The 15,027-nt window shown below is 44.3% G+C and carries 14 protein-coding genes; 4 read left to right on the top strand and 10 right to left on the bottom strand.

Annotated elements, in window-relative coordinates; genetic code table 11:
- Nucleotides 1-164: 164 nt before the first annotated feature.
- The 8 genes from A3860_RS03535 to A3860_RS03500 form a co-directional block, all read right to left on the bottom strand.
- Nucleotides 165-1,493: an efflux RND transporter periplasmic adaptor subunit gene (locus A3860_RS03535; RefSeq protein WP_081145130.1), complete on the bottom strand. Its 1,329-nt coding sequence runs from the start codon at nucleotides 1,491-1,493 to the stop codon at nucleotides 165-167.
- An 8-nt stretch (nucleotides 1,494-1,501) separates the two neighbouring features.
- The gene (locus A3860_RS03530) at nucleotides 1,502-2,758 is read right to left on the bottom strand and encodes an efflux RND transporter periplasmic adaptor subunit (RefSeq protein ID WP_245843467.1); all 1,257 of its coding nucleotides are present in this window, start codon (nucleotides 2,756-2,758) and stop codon (nucleotides 1,502-1,504) included.
- Nucleotides 2,759-2,766: 8 nt separating this feature from the next.
- On the bottom strand, nucleotides 2,767-4,026 hold the full coding sequence (locus A3860_RS03525) for a TolC family protein (RefSeq protein ID WP_081145128.1): 1,260 nt from the start codon (nucleotides 4,024-4,026) through the stop codon (nucleotides 2,767-2,769).
- 17 nt (nucleotides 4,027-4,043) lie between these two features.
- The gene (locus A3860_RS42030; protein ID WP_081145127.1) at nucleotides 4,044-5,981 is read right to left on the bottom strand and encodes an efflux RND transporter permease subunit; all 1,938 of its coding nucleotides are present in this window, start codon (nucleotides 5,979-5,981) and stop codon (nucleotides 4,044-4,046) included.
- 4 nt (nucleotides 5,982-5,985) lie between these two features.
- Nucleotides 5,986-7,266 carry an efflux RND transporter permease subunit gene (locus A3860_RS42025; protein WP_081145126.1) on the bottom strand — a complete coding sequence of 427 codons (1,281 nt, stop codon included), beginning with the start codon at nucleotides 7,264-7,266 and terminating at the stop codon, nucleotides 5,986-5,988.
- A gap of 109 nt (nucleotides 7,267-7,375) precedes the next feature.
- Entirely contained in the window at nucleotides 7,376-7,984 is a 609-nt protein-coding gene (locus A3860_RS03510; RefSeq protein ID WP_081145125.1) for a DUF3347 domain-containing protein, read from the bottom strand.
- Between the two features lie 19 nt (nucleotides 7,985-8,003).
- The gene (locus tag A3860_RS03505; RefSeq protein ID WP_245843466.1) at nucleotides 8,004-8,333 is read right to left on the bottom strand and encodes a heavy metal-binding domain-containing protein; all 330 of its coding nucleotides are present in this window, start codon (nucleotides 8,331-8,333) and stop codon (nucleotides 8,004-8,006) included.
- 207 nt (nucleotides 8,334-8,540) lie between these two features.
- Nucleotides 8,541-8,933, bottom strand: a complete 393-nt coding sequence (locus tag A3860_RS03500) for an HYC_CC_PP family protein (RefSeq protein WP_143773920.1) — start codon at nucleotides 8,931-8,933, stop codon at nucleotides 8,541-8,543.
- 332 nt (nucleotides 8,934-9,265) lie between these two features.
- Between A3860_RS03500 and A3860_RS03495 the strand changes: the two genes are divergently transcribed.
- The 4 genes from A3860_RS03495 (at nucleotide 9,266) to A3860_RS03480 (ending at nucleotide 12,956) form a co-directional block, all read left to right on the top strand.
- On the top strand, nucleotides 9,266-10,357 hold the full coding sequence (locus A3860_RS03495) for a sensor histidine kinase (RefSeq protein ID WP_081145123.1): 1,092 nt from the start codon (nucleotides 9,266-9,268) through the stop codon (nucleotides 10,355-10,357).
- A gap of 11 nt (nucleotides 10,358-10,368) precedes the next feature.
- Nucleotides 10,369-11,067 (top strand): LytR/AlgR family response regulator transcription factor, encoded by a 699-nt coding sequence (locus A3860_RS03490; RefSeq protein WP_081145122.1) that lies wholly within the window; start codon nucleotides 10,369-10,371, stop codon nucleotides 11,065-11,067.
- Nucleotides 11,068-11,301: 234 nt separating this feature from the next.
- Nucleotides 11,302-11,658, top strand: a complete 357-nt coding sequence (locus tag A3860_RS03485) for a hypothetical protein (protein WP_081145121.1) — start codon at nucleotides 11,302-11,304, stop codon at nucleotides 11,656-11,658.
- Nucleotides 11,659-12,197: 539 nt separating this feature from the next.
- Nucleotides 12,198-12,956 carry a DUF6089 family protein gene (locus A3860_RS03480; RefSeq protein WP_081145120.1) on the top strand — a complete coding sequence of 253 codons (759 nt, stop codon included), beginning with the start codon at nucleotides 12,198-12,200 and terminating at the stop codon, nucleotides 12,954-12,956.
- A gap of 105 nt (nucleotides 12,957-13,061) precedes the next feature.
- On the opposite strand, the gene A3860_RS03475 is transcribed toward A3860_RS03480, so the two are convergent.
- A complete protein-coding gene (locus A3860_RS03475) occupies nucleotides 13,062-13,724 on the bottom strand; it encodes a murein L,D-transpeptidase catalytic domain family protein (RefSeq protein ID WP_245843465.1) in 663 nt (220 codons plus the stop codon).
- Between the two features lie 264 nt (nucleotides 13,725-13,988).
- On the bottom strand, nucleotides 13,989-14,999 hold the full coding sequence (locus A3860_RS03470) for an MlaD family protein (protein WP_081145118.1): 1,011 nt from the start codon (nucleotides 14,997-14,999) through the stop codon (nucleotides 13,989-13,991).
- Between the last annotated feature and the right edge of the window lie 28 nt (nucleotides 15,000-15,027).

Raw genomic sequence — 15,027 nt, 5'->3', positions numbered from 1 at the left:
AAATCAAAGATCAACGGTACTACAGAAGTATATTCAATCAACAGAAGCCATACTTATGTTGAAGAAACAGTAGTAAACAAAGTGAATTAAACTACTTAAATAGCGTTTTTACAAAAACATCCCGGCATATGCCGGGATGTTTTTATTTATAGATATACCAACCATCAATGATGATGCCCGGTGGAAGCATCGCCGCCCTTTTTGAAAATGTATTCGCTGTTCAGCAAATAAGCGCCGCTTATCACCACCACTTCACCATTCTGCAATCCTGATCTTACTTCTACCCGATCACCGCTTTCCAAACCGGTCTCTATCATTTTTCGTTTATACGTATTATTGGCTGTTTGAACCCATACCATCGCCATTTGCCCATCGCGCAACACGGCATCTATCGGCAGCGTCATGGCACTGCCAGCACTGCTTTTTAAGATCACATAGGCAGGCATGCCTGGTTTCAATTGATTGCCAGTATTGGGGATTGACACCCGCAACAAGTTAATTCGGGTATCGGCGCTTATCTCAGGGTTGGCAAAAGTTACCTTCCCGGTAATATCTTTTCCTGGCATATCGGGCAGTTGTACGGTGGCCACGCCTTTGTAGTCAACCGAAGCCAGTTGCGATGCATATACCTGTGCTTCGGCCCACAATGTTGAAAGATCTGCCAGTTTAACTACCACACCGCCTTCCATTACATACTGGCCTTCTTTTATTGGCAATTCGGTAACATAGCCGGTGGCGGTACTGTAAAAAGCAGTAAGGGGTGTGAATTGTTTTGTTTTTCCCAAAGCATCGATCTGTGATTCGCTTACGCCCCACAACAACAGTTTATTTTTGGCACTTTGCAACAATTGTTTAAAGTCAATGATGGAATTACCCAGCGTTTGTTGCCGTTCCAAAGCAGCCAGGTATTCCTGCTTGGCGGTGTTCAATTCTTCGCTGTACAGATCGAACAGGTGATCGCCTTTTTTTACAAAGTCGCCCGTATTTTTAAAATACAGTCTGTCAATACGGCCTGTAATGCGGGCGCTCACCGTATTCACTTTCATTTCATCGAAATTAAGGGTGGCGGTCAACACCACTTTATCGCCCATCATCGCATGGCCCAGGGTATCGGTTTGAATATTGCCCAATTGTATTTGCTCATTACTGAGCATGATCTCATCTTTTGTTTCTTTCGATCTGTTAACGGCGATCAGGTCCATATGACAAATGGGACAGGTGCCGGGTTTGTCCTGCATGATCTGTGGGTGCATGGAACAGGTATAATAGGTATCGGTCTTTGCTTCGGCAGGCGCCTTTTTGCCCTTGCAGGCAGCCAGCAATAACAACGGCACCAGCGCTGAATAGAGAACAAAGCGCACAAGTCCCGACCACGGTCGGGATGCCGATATAATCGGCATGATGCGATCCCGGCCAAAGGTACGGGACAGACGCAACGGAAGCCGGGTAGTATTCCTGTTGCCGGAACCATAAGTAAATATATTCTGCAGCATAATTTCTTCTATTGTTTCACTTTTATAAAACTCTCACTGTCGACCAGGTATTGGGCATTGGCGGCCACTTCATCATTTTCCGACAGTCCATTCAATACCTGTATCAAGTGGTTATTCACAATACCTGCTTCTATTTTATGAGCGATGAATGCATCTTCTTTTTTTATAAAAACCACTTTATCGAGACCCAGGGTTAGAACCGCTTCTTCGGGTAACCATCGGGCCGAGCGGGCGCCTGAAAATATGGTGCCCTTCACCTGACTGCCGATAGGTATGCCCATGCCCGGATTATCAAAATATACGCGGGCAGTTGTGGTTTTGCTATCGGGCCGGTAAAAGGGTTCAATGAAATTTATGGAAGCCCTGAAATCTTTACCCGGGGCTGTTTCCGGTGCAATGCGCACTTTATCGCCCACTTTTACCATACCCGCCTGTCCTGAAAATATATTCAGCACCGCCCAGGCTTTGGATGGATTGTAGATGATGAATAAATTCTGCCCTTTTGTTACATACATGCCTTCTTTTAATGGCAATTCTTCAGTGAGCACCGACACATCTTTCATTCCGGCCTGAACCTTCGGTTGCATGCCTTCCTCTGCACTGCTTTCATGAATATGGCCGTTGTAGGCGCTATAAATGGAAACGGTAAACACAGGCTTGCCGCTTTTTATCACCTGATCGAGTTGCTGGTTGCTCATTCCCAGCAATAGCAGCTTTTGACGGGCAGCCGAAATAAGTACCTGGTTATCGGCATCATGTTGTAACAGGAACAAAAGATTTTGCTGGGCCGTCAATAATTCAGGACTGTATATATCCATGATCTTTTGCCCTTTGCTCACTTTCTGATACCGGAATTTCACATACAGTTTTTCAATGCGCCCGGCCGTGTTCGAGGAAACGGTGCCTACCTGCCGGGTATCATAGGTAATAAAGCCATATGTAGTTATTTCAACCGGTTCATCGCGCAACTGACTATGTACCGTAGGAATACGCGAAAGCACATATTGATTGCTAGGGCGCAACAGATCGTTCAGGGTAACATCATTTACCTTTTCACCGGTTACCGAACGCTTCACCAGGTCCATTCCACAAATAGGGCAGCTGCCCGGTTTGTCTTTTATGATCTGCGGGTGCATGGGGCAGGTATAGGAATCCTTGCTGGCAGCCTGCTTTTCAGGTTGATCTTTTTTCGATTCCTTACAGGCAATGAAACCAACAGCCAGTAAACAATATACAATAAGCAATACCTTAATGGTATGTTTCATAACTAATTTCATTTAAGCTCCAATATCTTTTCCAATTCCGCCTGTAACAACAACGCCGCTTTTAACTGATCGAGGTATTCTATTTGAGTCATATTTAACGCATCCCAGGCATCGAACAGCTCAAACAATTCTTCGGTATTTTGTTCGTACCCCAATTGCATGGTTTGAAAATTCTTGCGCAGGGCCGGTACTATCTGGGTTTCGTATAACCGCATTTGTTTCTTTTTTGTATCGAGCTCTGCTTTGGCAGAACCGGCCATACCCGCCGCTTCGTTCAGGATCATTTGCTGTTGATTTCGCAGCGATTCATTTTCCCAAACCAGGCTTTCGGCTTTTGCTTTGTTCATTCTGGAAGACCATTTTGCCAGTGGTAATTTTACCATGCCCATTAATGTGAACTGCCCCGGTTGGGTACTGAGGCCGATCATATGATCGTACCTGATACCGAATTCGGGTTTCAATTTGGCCAGTTCGGCATTCCGTTGCAGATTGTTCACTTCAATATTGCGTTGCAGCACCTGTATGTCGCTACGCTGCCCCGCGAGGTAAGCCGAATCGAGCATGGAAACGGAGAATTCTTTCCAGGCATACAACGTATCGATCGACAGTTCCTGATCAACTTTACGGTACATAAGGTTGTTGAGCATGATGCGCTTTAGACGCATGTCATTTTCGAGCATCAGTTTCATGTTGTCGATATTGGCCAGGGCGGCTTTTGCTTTGTAGTAGGCGCTGATCTTTCCCAACCCATTCTTATAGCGGATCTCGGCACTCCTGATCATGAAATCAAGAATACGGCTGCCTTCATCGAGTACCAGTTGTTTTTTCTGCAATACCACCCATTCGTAGTAGTTCTTTTTGGCAGTGTATAACAACTCATTCAGCGCAACTTTCTTTTTTTCTGATTCCACGGTCGACATCGAACGCATCCAGGCGGCTTCTGCATCCTGCTTTTTGCGATTGGGGAACATCTGCTGGGCAGAGATCATGAAAAAGCCCATGCCTTCTTTCATCATGGCCTCGTTGGCTTTTATCTCTTTCGTATTGTAAGGCGTCATAAACAAACCGGCGCCCCCTTCGGGCGGCATCCAGCTGTAAGCACCTTTGGCTGCCTCGGTATAAGCGCGGGCTTCGGCCTCATACATTTTTAACCCCGGGTTGTTTTTTTCAACCGTTGTTAAAATATCCGGTAACGTCATGGGTGTTTGGGCGGGCAGGGTCGCCGCTAAAACAACTAACATTCCGGTTATGAATAATTCTTTATACATAATATTATTACTCCTGTTTAATGTTTCGCTTCCAACACTTCTATCTTTCCATGTTTGCGTAATTCATATTCCTTGGCCATTAAAAATATCAGTGGCGTTACCAGTAAAATGTGGGTGGCTGACGTAAGCACGCCGCCTACCATGGGCAACACAATGGGCTTCATAACATCACTACCCACGCCCTGGCTCCATAAAATAGGGACCAGCGCAAAAAGCGATACGCATACGGTCATGATCTTTGGCCGTAATCTTTTGGCGGCGCCGGCAATTACAGCATCCCGTAAGTCTTCGCGTGTAATGGTTTCTTTCGAATTACCTTTCCTGGCAACCAGCTGCTGCATGGCATCATTTAAATAGATCACCATCACGATGCCTGTTTCTACAGCCAACCCAAACAAGGCAATGAAGCCAACGGCCACAGCTACTGATAAATTCACATTCCAGATCCAGATCATATAGGCCCCGCCTATCAATGCAAAGGGAATGGTTATAAGACTGAGAAATGCTTCGCGGGCCGAATGGAAGGCGAAATACATAGAGATGAAAATAACCAGCAATACAACAGGTAAGATCAATTTCAGCGTGTGCTCGCTGCGGATCAGGTTCTCGTACTGGCCGCTCCATTCGAGGTAATAACCCTTCGGTAATTTGCCGATCATTGAATTCAGCTTTTCACGGGCTTCCCTTACCGTACTGCCCAGATCTCTTTCCCGCACATTGAACAACACCGTTCCGCGTAACATCGCATTTTCTGAATTGATCATCGGCGGCCCTTCGGCAATGGCAACATCTGCCACCGCTTCCAAAGGAACGGGGCCATAATTCATCGTTTGCACCTGCAACCGTTTTAAAGCGGTGAGGTTATTTCGAAAATCCTGGCCAAACCGGGCGTTCACGCTAAAACGCTGCCGGCCTTCAACGGTGGTGGTCAGCTTCATACCACCGAGGGCAATTTCAATAACGCGGTTCACATCATCAATGCTTAATCCATAGCGGCTGATCTCATCGCGTTTGATATGGATGTCGATGTATTTGCCACCGGTAATGGGTTCAACATACAGATCCTTTACGCCGTCAATACCTTCCAGTTGTTTTTTGATGGTTTGTGCAAAGGCATAAATGGTATCGAGGTTTTGTCCATATACTTTTACGCCTACATCGGTACGAATACCGGTCGACAGCATATTGATGCGGTTGATGATGGGCTGCGTCCAGCCATTGGTAACACCAGGTATTTGCAGTTTGCTATTCAATTCATTGATAATGTCGTTCCTGGTAATACCGGCTCGCCATTCGGCTTGCGGTTTCAGCAGAATGATGGTTTCAACCATGCTGATGGGCGAATTATCTGTGGCGGTATTGGCGCGTCCTGCCTTGCCCAATACATTCTTTACTTCGGGAACGGTTTTTATGATCTTGTCCTGCACCTGCAAAATGCGTTTCACTTCGCTGTTCGATACATCGGGTAAGGTAACCGGCATAAACAACAGGGAGCCTTCATCGAGTGGCGGCATAAATTCCCGCCCCAGGCTTAGCAGCAGGGGAATGCTGATGGCCAGGGCAATCACATTTATCGCAATTGTTGTTTTACGCCATTTTACACAGGCGCGGATCACCGGTTCATATACGCGTTCCAGGAAACGGTTTACCGGGTTGGCGGTCTCGGGCCTGAACCGGCCCTTCATAAAGAATGAGATCAATACCGGCGCCAGCGTTACCACCAGCAACGCATCTACCACCATTATGAAGGTTTTGGTATAGGCCAGGGGGTGGAATAATTTTCCTTCCTGCCCGGTTAACAGGAACACCGGTAAAAAAGACGTAATAATGATGATCGTTGAAAAGAATACCCCCCTCGATACCTGCTGGCAGGCTTTTTCAATGATCTGTATCCGCATCAGCTCAGGGATCCGGTATTTATCTTTTCCGCGTATTTTATTAAATAGTTTCGTCATTGGTTCATGATTTTTCGCTTTGCTGCTGCTGGTATTCGGCCAGGTGGCGATACGCGTTCTCACTCATAATAATTCCGTTGTCGACAATAACCCCAATTGCCAGGGCAATACCGGTTAACGACATAATATTCGAGGACAGCCCGATGGCATTCAATAAAATAAAGCTAACGGCAATAGTAATGGGTATTTGAATAATGATGCTTAAAGCGCTGCGCCAATGGAAGAGGAAAATGATCACGATCAAACATACCACCGCCATTTCCTCGATGAGCTTGCTTTTTACATTGCCAATGGCGGCTTCTATCAGTTCGCTGCGGTCATAACTGGTTTTAAAGGTCACTCCATTGGGCAAGCCTTTCTCCACCTCCTTCATCTTTTCTTTTACCGCCGTGATCAATTTATCGGCATTCTCGCCATAACGCATTACCACAATACCGCCTACCACTTCGCCCTGGCCGTTCTCATCGAATATGCCGAGGCGCAGATCGCCGCCCAGTTGCACGGTGCCTATATCCTTTACCCGAACGGGGATACCGTTATAATTTCCGACAGCAATGCTTTCCAGGTCTTCCTTGTTCTTCACATAGCCGAGCCCGCGAATAATATAGGCCATATCGCTCATTTCAAACTTGCGCCCGCCCACATCATTATTGGCAGCTTTTACCTTGTTCATTACATCCATTAACGACACATTGTAAAACTGTAGTTTAACCGGGTCAAGCACAAGCTGGTATTGTTTTTCAAATCCGCCAAAGGAAGAAACTTCGGCCACGCCGGGCACGGTTTGCAGGGCCAGCTTAATGTACCAGTCCTGCAATGCCCGTTGTTCGCCCAGGTCCATTTGTTTTGCATCGAGTGTGTACCAGAACACATGTCCCACACCGGTGCCATCGGGACCCAGCGTTGGCGTAATACCTTCGGGCAACAGACGTTGTGCATAGTTCAGGCGTTCGAGTACCCGGGTGCGCGCCCAGTAGATATCGGTATTATCGTCGAAGATCACGTACACAAAACTCATCCCGAACATGGAAGTGGCCCGCACGTTTTTTACTTTGGGTATACCCTGCAGGTTACTTACCAGCGGATAGGTGATCTGGTCTTCTATGATCTGCGGGCTGCGCCCCATCCATTCAGTAAAAACGATCACCTGGTTTTCAGACAGGTCGGGAATGGCATCGATGGGGTTCTTCTGCACATTAATTACTCCCCATACCAGCAACGCCGTTGCCATCAACAGCACGATGTAGCGGTTTTTAAGCGACCAGGTTATTAATGATGAAATCATGTTTTGAATTTGATTGGCTTTTATTGTACAACGGCCTGGCTTCTGGTTCAGCCGGGATTAATTGCCGGGGGCAAAAGCCTGTGCCGGCCTGCCGGGATCGGAAGGTTACCTATTGGATCTCTTCCTCCACACTGCCGCATTCCATCATTTTAGTGCCGAAATAAGGATTCTTTATTTCTTTTGTTTCGCTTAACCACATAGCCCCTTTACCATCCTTAGCCATGGGGCAATGATCGTGGTACAAAGTTTTGCCACCGCCAAAGGCTTTCACCAATGCATACATGCCTTCGCTCATGTTCGAAAATCGTTCACGCTGGTGTTCAATATCATTGGTGCTGTTTGCAATGTGTTCGGCATTTTCTTTTAAACCGGCTTCCTGTACATCATATGCTTTTTTCTGATCGGCCGACAGCAGTGATTTATCAAAACCCTTGATGGCTTCTCCCATATTCTTTGCCGCATCACCGGCGTCTGTTGCTTTGCCGGCGGTAAGGGCATTCTTTATCTGCAGGTAATTATCAGTGATCTTTTTTATATAAGCCATGGCATTGGCATCTACATTGGTAAAGGAGGCCTTAACCTGTTTTACCTCGGTGGCTTCTTCAGGCGCAGCCTGCTCAGCAGATGACTGCTCTTTTTTTGCTGTTGATGCGTTTTCGCCGCAGGAATAAAGTATAATTGACAAGGCTATTAATAATCCAGGAAATAACTGTTTCATGTGAATGATTTTTTATGTTTTACATTTTACGGATACTGTCGTGTTTGTGTGCGGGTACGGGCTTATCTGATCTTATTTTTAGCAGCATACCACATTTGGGACATTTGCCGGGTTTGTCACTCACCACATCTGGATGCATGGGACATACATATGTGATCTTTTCAAGGAGCGCCATGCCACAATGGGGACACCTCCCGGGTTTATCGCTCAATACATCCGGATGCATGGGGCAGGTATATATTTTTGGAACTGCGCTTGTATCTGCTTTGGCTTTGGTTGTTTTTTTATTCTGCGAAAAGCCAACGTACATGGTAAGGCAGGCCATTGCCAGCAATAGAATCTTTTTCATCTGTAATTTTTTTAGTTTTTTAATTAGGTCAGATGGAATTCGGCATGATAAAATTTTCATTAGAAATATCAGCGAAATGAAAATTTTATCATGCCTCATTTCATTTGCTATGAATTTTATGAGAAACTATAAATGTAAAGAGAAGGCATTCGTGCAGATTAATGCCACCAGCCCAACAGAATGCCGGGCTTACCAAAAGAAGATAGATCAGATACGGAAAATACAATAGCGAATTCGGGCAGGGACTTTACTTCGCGGAGGTGCGTTGGAGACGGGGTATTCTTCGGTGATCGAAGAAGCGACCGGTGTTACAAATGAAGGAAAGCTGGTAACAACCGCTATCGCAACCGGCGCTTCGGGCTGATACCGGTTCTCGGCTTTTTGATCCTTTTCCACCTGCAGCTTCTGGTGCTTATCCTCGCAGCAACCATTCTTTTTGCTTTTCACTTTTTCCATGCCGCAATTGCCACAGGTATGCGTTTCCTTAACCGAAAAGTCCCAGTTTACCAGCCGGCCCATGCAATAATGCAGGTTTACCGTGGCGCCTACCGAGGTGCCCAGGTAAAAGATGGCCAATATGGAAACCAGGAATTTCTTCATGATGCTGTAAAAATATACTGTTTTTTTGGAACCGGATTTATAAAATTTAGGGTAACCGTTATAGAATCCGTAGATGGTATATTTCGGGGACAATTGGCCATAGCCACATAACACAAACATATTCAACATAGATTTGTTCTGGTTTGAATTTTCCGGTATATCTCAAAATCCCTAAAACACGCAATCTCAAAAAAGTCCTGCTTCGGCCAGAAGAGCGGCTCTAAAAAAGTGAGAAATCCCGAAACCCGGGAACCCGCTTCTCCCGTCTATACAATCCCTTTACCTGCCGATACAATGAAGAATATGTAATTTCCCATTCATTTCTTTGTAAAATGCCTTATTCAAGGATATCAGATGCTTTTATTCATGTTTTTGCCGGGTTGGCTTTTTTGACCCTGCCCCTGCTTTTCATGAGCGGACAAACCAACAATGGCGGAGTGATCTCCATTGTCTTTTCGTTGGGGTATTGGGCATTCTGTCTTACCTATATCCTGATCTTTTACCTGAATACCTATTTTCTGATACCAAGGCTGTATTTTACCCGGAAGTATTTGTTCTATATCGCCATTGTGCTCATACTATTTGTGCTGGTTTCTTACAGCCGGCCATTTGAACTGCTTTTACAGCACCACCAGCCTCGCGCTGAGCCACCTCCGGCCGATATGTTCATGACCGAGCATGGAGTGTACGACGAACCTGGCGGTCCACCGCGAGGCCCGGGGCCACGTTCCATGCGCATTGATATTGTAAGCATATTCCTGTACATCATGACCATTGCCCTGGGTATGGCCATACAGGTCACCCGCCAGTGGCGCACCTCGCTGCAACAGATTGCCCGGGCCGAGGCAGACAAGGCACAGGCTGAACTCTCCTTTTTAAAAGCCCAGATCAATCCGCATTTCCTGTTTAATACGCTGAACAATATTTACTCCCTCGCCATTACCAAAAATGATAAAACCGCCGACAGCATCATGAAGCTGTCGAACATTATGCGGTATGTAACAGACGATGTATCGCATCATTTTGTTCCGCTGCAGCTGGAGGTGGATTGTATCAATGATTTTATTGAACTGCAGCGCCTGCGCCTGAGTAAAAAGGTTACGGTTGATTTCACCATAAAAGGCAAGCTGGAAAATAAAACCATTGTACCTTTATTACTGATCACTTTTGTGGAGAATGTATTTAAATATGGGATCAGCAATCATGAAAATGCGACGATCACCATTCAGATAGTGGCCGATGAACGAAGCATTACCTTTTACTGTCACAATAAGATCTTCAAACCGGCCAGTACCATGCAACGTACTGGTATTGGCATAGCCAATGCTAAAAAACGGCTCGAACATTTGTACCCCAACAAACATTTATTGAATATAACCAACGAAAACGGTTTCTTTTCCGTAGAATTGATCTTACTAGCCTAAACTGTTTCGTTATGCAATTGAAATGCATTGCCATCGATGATGAACCGCTGGCGCTGGAGCTTTTAAAAGAATATATATCCCGTTTTCCGCAGTTAAAGCTGGTGCATACGTTCGACGACGCCATTTCGGCCGTTGAATTATTACGCAATACCAGGGTTGACCTGCTGTTTATTGACATCAATATGCCCGACATTACAGGTATTGATCTGGTACGCTCTTTGCAAGAAAAGCCACTGATCATTTTTACCACCGCGCATAAGCAATTTGCCATTGAAGGGTTCGAACTGGATGCAGTGGATTATCTGCTAAAACCCATAAATATCGACCGGTTTACCAGGGCAGTACATAAAGCAATTGATTATTATAAGTATAAGAACACTCCGGCACTGGAAGATAACGACTGCTTATTCGTTCATTCAGAATACAAGCTCGTTAAAATACAGTTAAGCGAAATTGAGTATATAGAGAGCCTCGAAGATTATATTAAAATACATATAGCCGGCGCAAAACCTGTATTAACGCTGATGTCAATGAAAAAGGTGTTGGAGAAACTGCCCGCCGATAAATTTCAAAGAATACATCGCAGTTATATTGTATCTGTGGCAAAAGTTAAGTCAATTCAAAACCGGAAAGTGCAGTTATCAGGTGGGGTAGAACTACCCATCAGCGATAGTTACGTCAATTTTATCAATAGCTGGAAGAAAAATTGATGGCAAGAAGGGCCTTTCCTCGATACAATTGCCGGTTTCGTCTATAACATTATTGTAATCATTAATTCAGGAGCTAATTTTAGGTAACCAGCGCTCTTTTGTTTATACAGCGAGGTTCTTTTAGATTAGCTTTTACAATCTTCTTTTTCGCAACACAACATTTATCCGGCAACCCATTTACCCGTTGTAACGTAGAAGAAGGAACATAAAAAAACATCATCCTAAAACACCTGTATGAAGAAATTACCTGGTTTAATGGCCTGTATAGCGTTAATGGTAGTTCTTTTATTCGCCTGCAAAAAAGATAGTAATAATGATAGTAACGACACAGTTGATTGCAGTACCATTACTACCACGTTTTCAGGTACAGTAAGTCCTTTGATATCGACGAGTTGTGCAAAATCGGGCTGCCATGCTACCGGTAGCACCAACGGCCCGGGAGCTCTTACGAATTATACACAAATATTCAATTCACGCACACGCATCCGGGCTGTTGTAGCAAGTGGCCAAATGCCAGAGGACGCTACTTTTTCGGCACAACAAAAAGCTATTATTACGTGCTGGATCGATGCCGGGGCGCCTAATAACTAAACAAACAGGAACGATCCGGTAAATGAAAAAGAAAAGCGTAAGTGAGCACAATGAAGAAGATAAAACATCGTCAAAAAAGAAAAAGAAATTTCTATAAATAGTTTTTCATGGGTGTTACTTTTAAAGTGCAAAGCCCTGTTTCTACAGGGCTTTTTCTATGCCCTGTAGTTTGAGAAAAGTCAATTATACCCCTAACGGCTCCCTCTGTTAGCGCCACATTTCCCATTTACTAAGTAAAAACAAGTACCGGTTAAAATTAACTGTAAACCTTGCATGGCTTTTGCTAGTACAGTTACAGTTGCAGATTTATAAAACGATAATTTTACTGTTCCATTAAACTTTTATCGACAACCTCATTCCTATATAATTACAAGGCGGATCCTGTTATTTTAACAAATCCTGTTTAACCTGTTGCTCTCTTCCTTACGTATAAAATATAAACACCTATAGCTCAACACTTCTACTTTAAATTTTTTCTTTACATCCAATAACGAAACCGATCAACATGGCCTCTTTCTACCCGCTTAAACAACCATTACATGAAAGTGATTTCCAGAAAGGCCATTGTATTTTCCCTGATTGTATGCAGTTATTATAATTCAGCAAATGCACAAATTGTTACCACTCCCAGGCATGAAATAGGGTTCAGTGGCGGCATGTTCATTTATCAGGGCGATCTAACTCCTCAAAAAGCAGGTGCATTTAAAACACCCGGTATTGCCATCAATCTTTTTTATAACCGCCTGCTTTCCCGCTTCTTTTCATTAAGAACAAACCTGGCCTTTGGCAAACTAATGGCCGATGATGCCAATTACAAAAGCCCTGAATGGCGCGAACAACGCGCTTTCAAGTTTGTTGCACGCACTACAGAAATATCTGAACTGCTGGTTTGGAATATTTTAGGCAACAACTATGGCGACAGGAAGATCCTTTCGCCCTATCTCTTTGCCGGTATAGGGGTAAGCTCATTACGCATTAACCGCGACTGGAGCCATACCAACTACGATTATTTTGCCAACGATTCATCAATGCTTGCGGGACTGGCAACCGATTCAACGTATAAATTACCGGGCAATATTCCGGTTATTCCGATGGGTGTTGGATTGCGATATTCCATCTCAAACAAACTATCGATTATGGCTGAAGCTTCGTACCGGTATACGTTTACTGATTATGTTGATGGATTCAGTAAATCGGCCAACCCCGGGAATAAAGACTTTTATTCAAGTTATACGATTGGCCTCATATACACTTTTGGAAAGAACAGTTCGCTCGACTGCCCAATCATGAAGTATTGATAAAAATATTTGGAACGGAGAACTAGTGATTCTTGAAAAACCAAAAAGCCCCGATCCTGGTTTGGCCAGGACAGGGGCTTCTTTGTATGTCTGATACATTCCGTACTAACCGGTAACCGGTTGTTGCATGGGCTGATTAATAATTTTGGAATGCGAAATATAATCTGTGTCGGGACTATACAGGAATAAACAGCTTCCATTTTTTATGGTATTGATGATGGCCTTGTGCACCGAAGGTGGAACCGCAGGACATCCCAGGCTGCGGCCAATAAAACCTTTCGCTTTAATTATTTTTTCGTTCACGTAATTGGCTGCGTGCATCACAATGTCTCTGTCATGGGCATTATCATTTATACCCGCTTCCTGCCCTTCAAGCCGCAAGGAATAGCCATGCTCTCCTGAATAGGTATTGCCGGTTACAAAGAAACCAAGGCTGCTTTTAAAACTATTGAGATCATTCGAAAATTCGGTAGCCATTTCCTGGCCTGAATTTCTGCCATGGGATACAAACGTGTTGAACAACAATTTGCCCGTCATGACATCGATCACAAATAATCGCTTTTTTGAAGAAGGCAAACTGAAATCAACGATGGAAAGAATATGGTCATTTTTTATTGCGCCATTCGAAACCAGGTTCAGGTAACCCTGTAATCCATATTTAAATGCATCTTGCGAAAGCCCCAGGCTGTCTAAATTCATTTGATCGTACAATATGCTGAACCGGCTTACCGAATCTATTACACCTGCCAGCTTAGCTGTATCGTTCATAGCACTGGCTGTATCGGTTTTTCTATTATTTAGAAAATTAGCGGCCGGAGCTGCAAAGATGAAACTTACTACCACCAGTAGTAACAGCGGGAAAATGAAGAATTTAATTCTCGGGTTATTGGATTTAGGCATTGGCAAATAGTGCTTGCTATAGGTTAAAAAATAGTTACCCCTTCTATAACATCAAATGGCGCAAGCTGTTTGCCAAATAAGGGCATTAAGTAAATTTTAACACTAGCATGGATCAATGTTGCAGGCTGATATTTAGGGGTTTGCCGGGTTGGTTTTTTCCGCTTCCCGCCTGGCTTTTGCTTCCTGGCGGGCTTTTCTTCTAAAGAATCCCCTGAATAAAAAATTATGCTGCAGCGCTTCCAGGTCATCATCGAGCTTTTGGCTGCCCGAACTCAGGTTTGTAATAATGTTTTTCATCTGGCCTGCCGTTTCTTCATCATTCAATAACAATCCAAGCGTATTATCATTGGTATGCAACTGATCACTTACATTCTTTAAGTTAGCAGTGAACGAGTGTGCAGCATTGGCAGCATCGTTTATTTGTTTTACAGCCGCCTGCAAATTGGTCATGATCATAGTGTCATGGACCAATCCGTTGGCCAGGCTGCCAGGTTTCTGCAATTGCGCAGTATATTCAGCAATATGGTTGCTCAGGATTTCGCTGTTATGTGCAGCCATTTGCAAATTTGTAGCGGTACGCTGCAGGCTTTTATACAGGGTTGCATCGGTGAGCAGGGCGCCGGCTGTTCCTTCGCCATTCACCAGCCGGTTACTTACTGTTTTAAAATCGGTGGTAATAGCAAACAGGTTCTCATTGTTCTTTTGTAACGTTGCCATCATATCATCGGTGCTCAATGTTTTTTCAACCTGCAGCATTTCGCCGCCTTCAATGGCTTCGGCCTTTGGTGTTCCGCCATAAATTACCACCAGCTTATTCCCTATAAAACCTTCGGCGCCCACTTTGGCTTTGGCATCTTTACGAATAAACTCCTGCGCCTTTTTTTCAATGTGCATTGTTACCCGTATCTGTGAATTGCTATTGAATTCAACCGATTTTACAATACCTACTTTCACACCCGAAAACCAAACATTATCTCCTTTCTGTAATCCGTTCACATTGTCAAAAACAGCCTGTACCAGAATGGAAGGCGTAAATGTTTTTTTCTGTCCGCCCAAAGTAAAAATACCTACCAAAAATATCAGCACGCCTATTGTTACAAACAGGCCTACTATTACGGTGCGTTTGCTTATTTCTGTGTTCATCCCAAAATATTTTTAGGTGTAACAAATA

Source organism: Niastella vici (genome assembly GCF_002077945.1).
GTDB lineage: Bacteria > Bacteroidota > Bacteroidia > Chitinophagales > Chitinophagaceae > Niastella > Niastella vici.
The sequence above is the reverse complement of the archived record's forward strand: the minus strand, read 5'-3'. Positions and strand labels throughout refer to the sequence as shown.

Bases quoted from the DNA above. Each gene is read 5' to 3' on its own strand.
- A3860_RS03535 (WP_081145130.1), bottom strand. From the start codon at position 1,493: ATGCTGCAGAATATATTTACTTATGGTTCCGGCAACAGGAATACTACC.
- A3860_RS03530 (WP_245843467.1), bottom strand. From the start codon at position 2,758: ATGAAACATACCATTAAGGTATTGCTTATTGTATATTGTTTACTGGCT.
- A3860_RS03525 (WP_081145128.1), bottom strand. From the start codon at position 4,026: ATGTATAAAGAATTATTCATAACCGGAATGTTAGTTGTTTTAGCGGCG.
- A3860_RS42030 (WP_081145127.1), bottom strand. From the start codon at position 5,981: ATGACGAAACTATTTAATAAAATACGCGGAAAAGATAAATACCGGATC.
- A3860_RS42025 (WP_081145126.1), bottom strand. From the start codon at position 7,266: ATGATTTCATCATTAATAACCTGGTCGCTTAAAAACCGCTACATCGTG.
- A3860_RS03510 (WP_081145125.1), bottom strand. From the start codon at position 7,984: ATGAAACAGTTATTTCCTGGATTATTAATAGCCTTGTCAATTATACTT.
- A3860_RS03505 (WP_245843466.1), bottom strand. From the start codon at position 8,333: ATGAAAAAGATTCTATTGCTGGCAATGGCCTGCCTTACCATGTACGTT.
- A3860_RS03500 (WP_143773920.1), bottom strand. From the start codon at position 8,933: ATGAAGAAATTCCTGGTTTCCATATTGGCCATCTTTTACCTGGGCACC.
- A3860_RS03495 (WP_081145123.1), top strand. From the start codon at position 9,266: ATGCCTTATTCAAGGATATCAGATGCTTTTATTCATGTTTTTGCCGGG.
- A3860_RS03490 (WP_081145122.1), top strand. From the start codon at position 10,369: ATGCAATTGAAATGCATTGCCATCGATGATGAACCGCTGGCGCTGGAG.
- A3860_RS03485 (WP_081145121.1), top strand. From the start codon at position 11,302: ATGAAGAAATTACCTGGTTTAATGGCCTGTATAGCGTTAATGGTAGTT.
- A3860_RS03480 (WP_081145120.1), top strand. From the start codon at position 12,198: ATGAAAGTGATTTCCAGAAAGGCCATTGTATTTTCCCTGATTGTATGC.
- A3860_RS03475 (WP_245843465.1), bottom strand. From the start codon at position 13,724: ATGAACGATACAGCTAAGCTGGCAGGTGTAATAGATTCGGTAAGCCGG.
- A3860_RS03470 (WP_081145118.1), bottom strand. From the start codon at position 14,999: ATGAACACAGAAATAAGCAAACGCACCGTAATAGTAGGCCTGTTTGTA.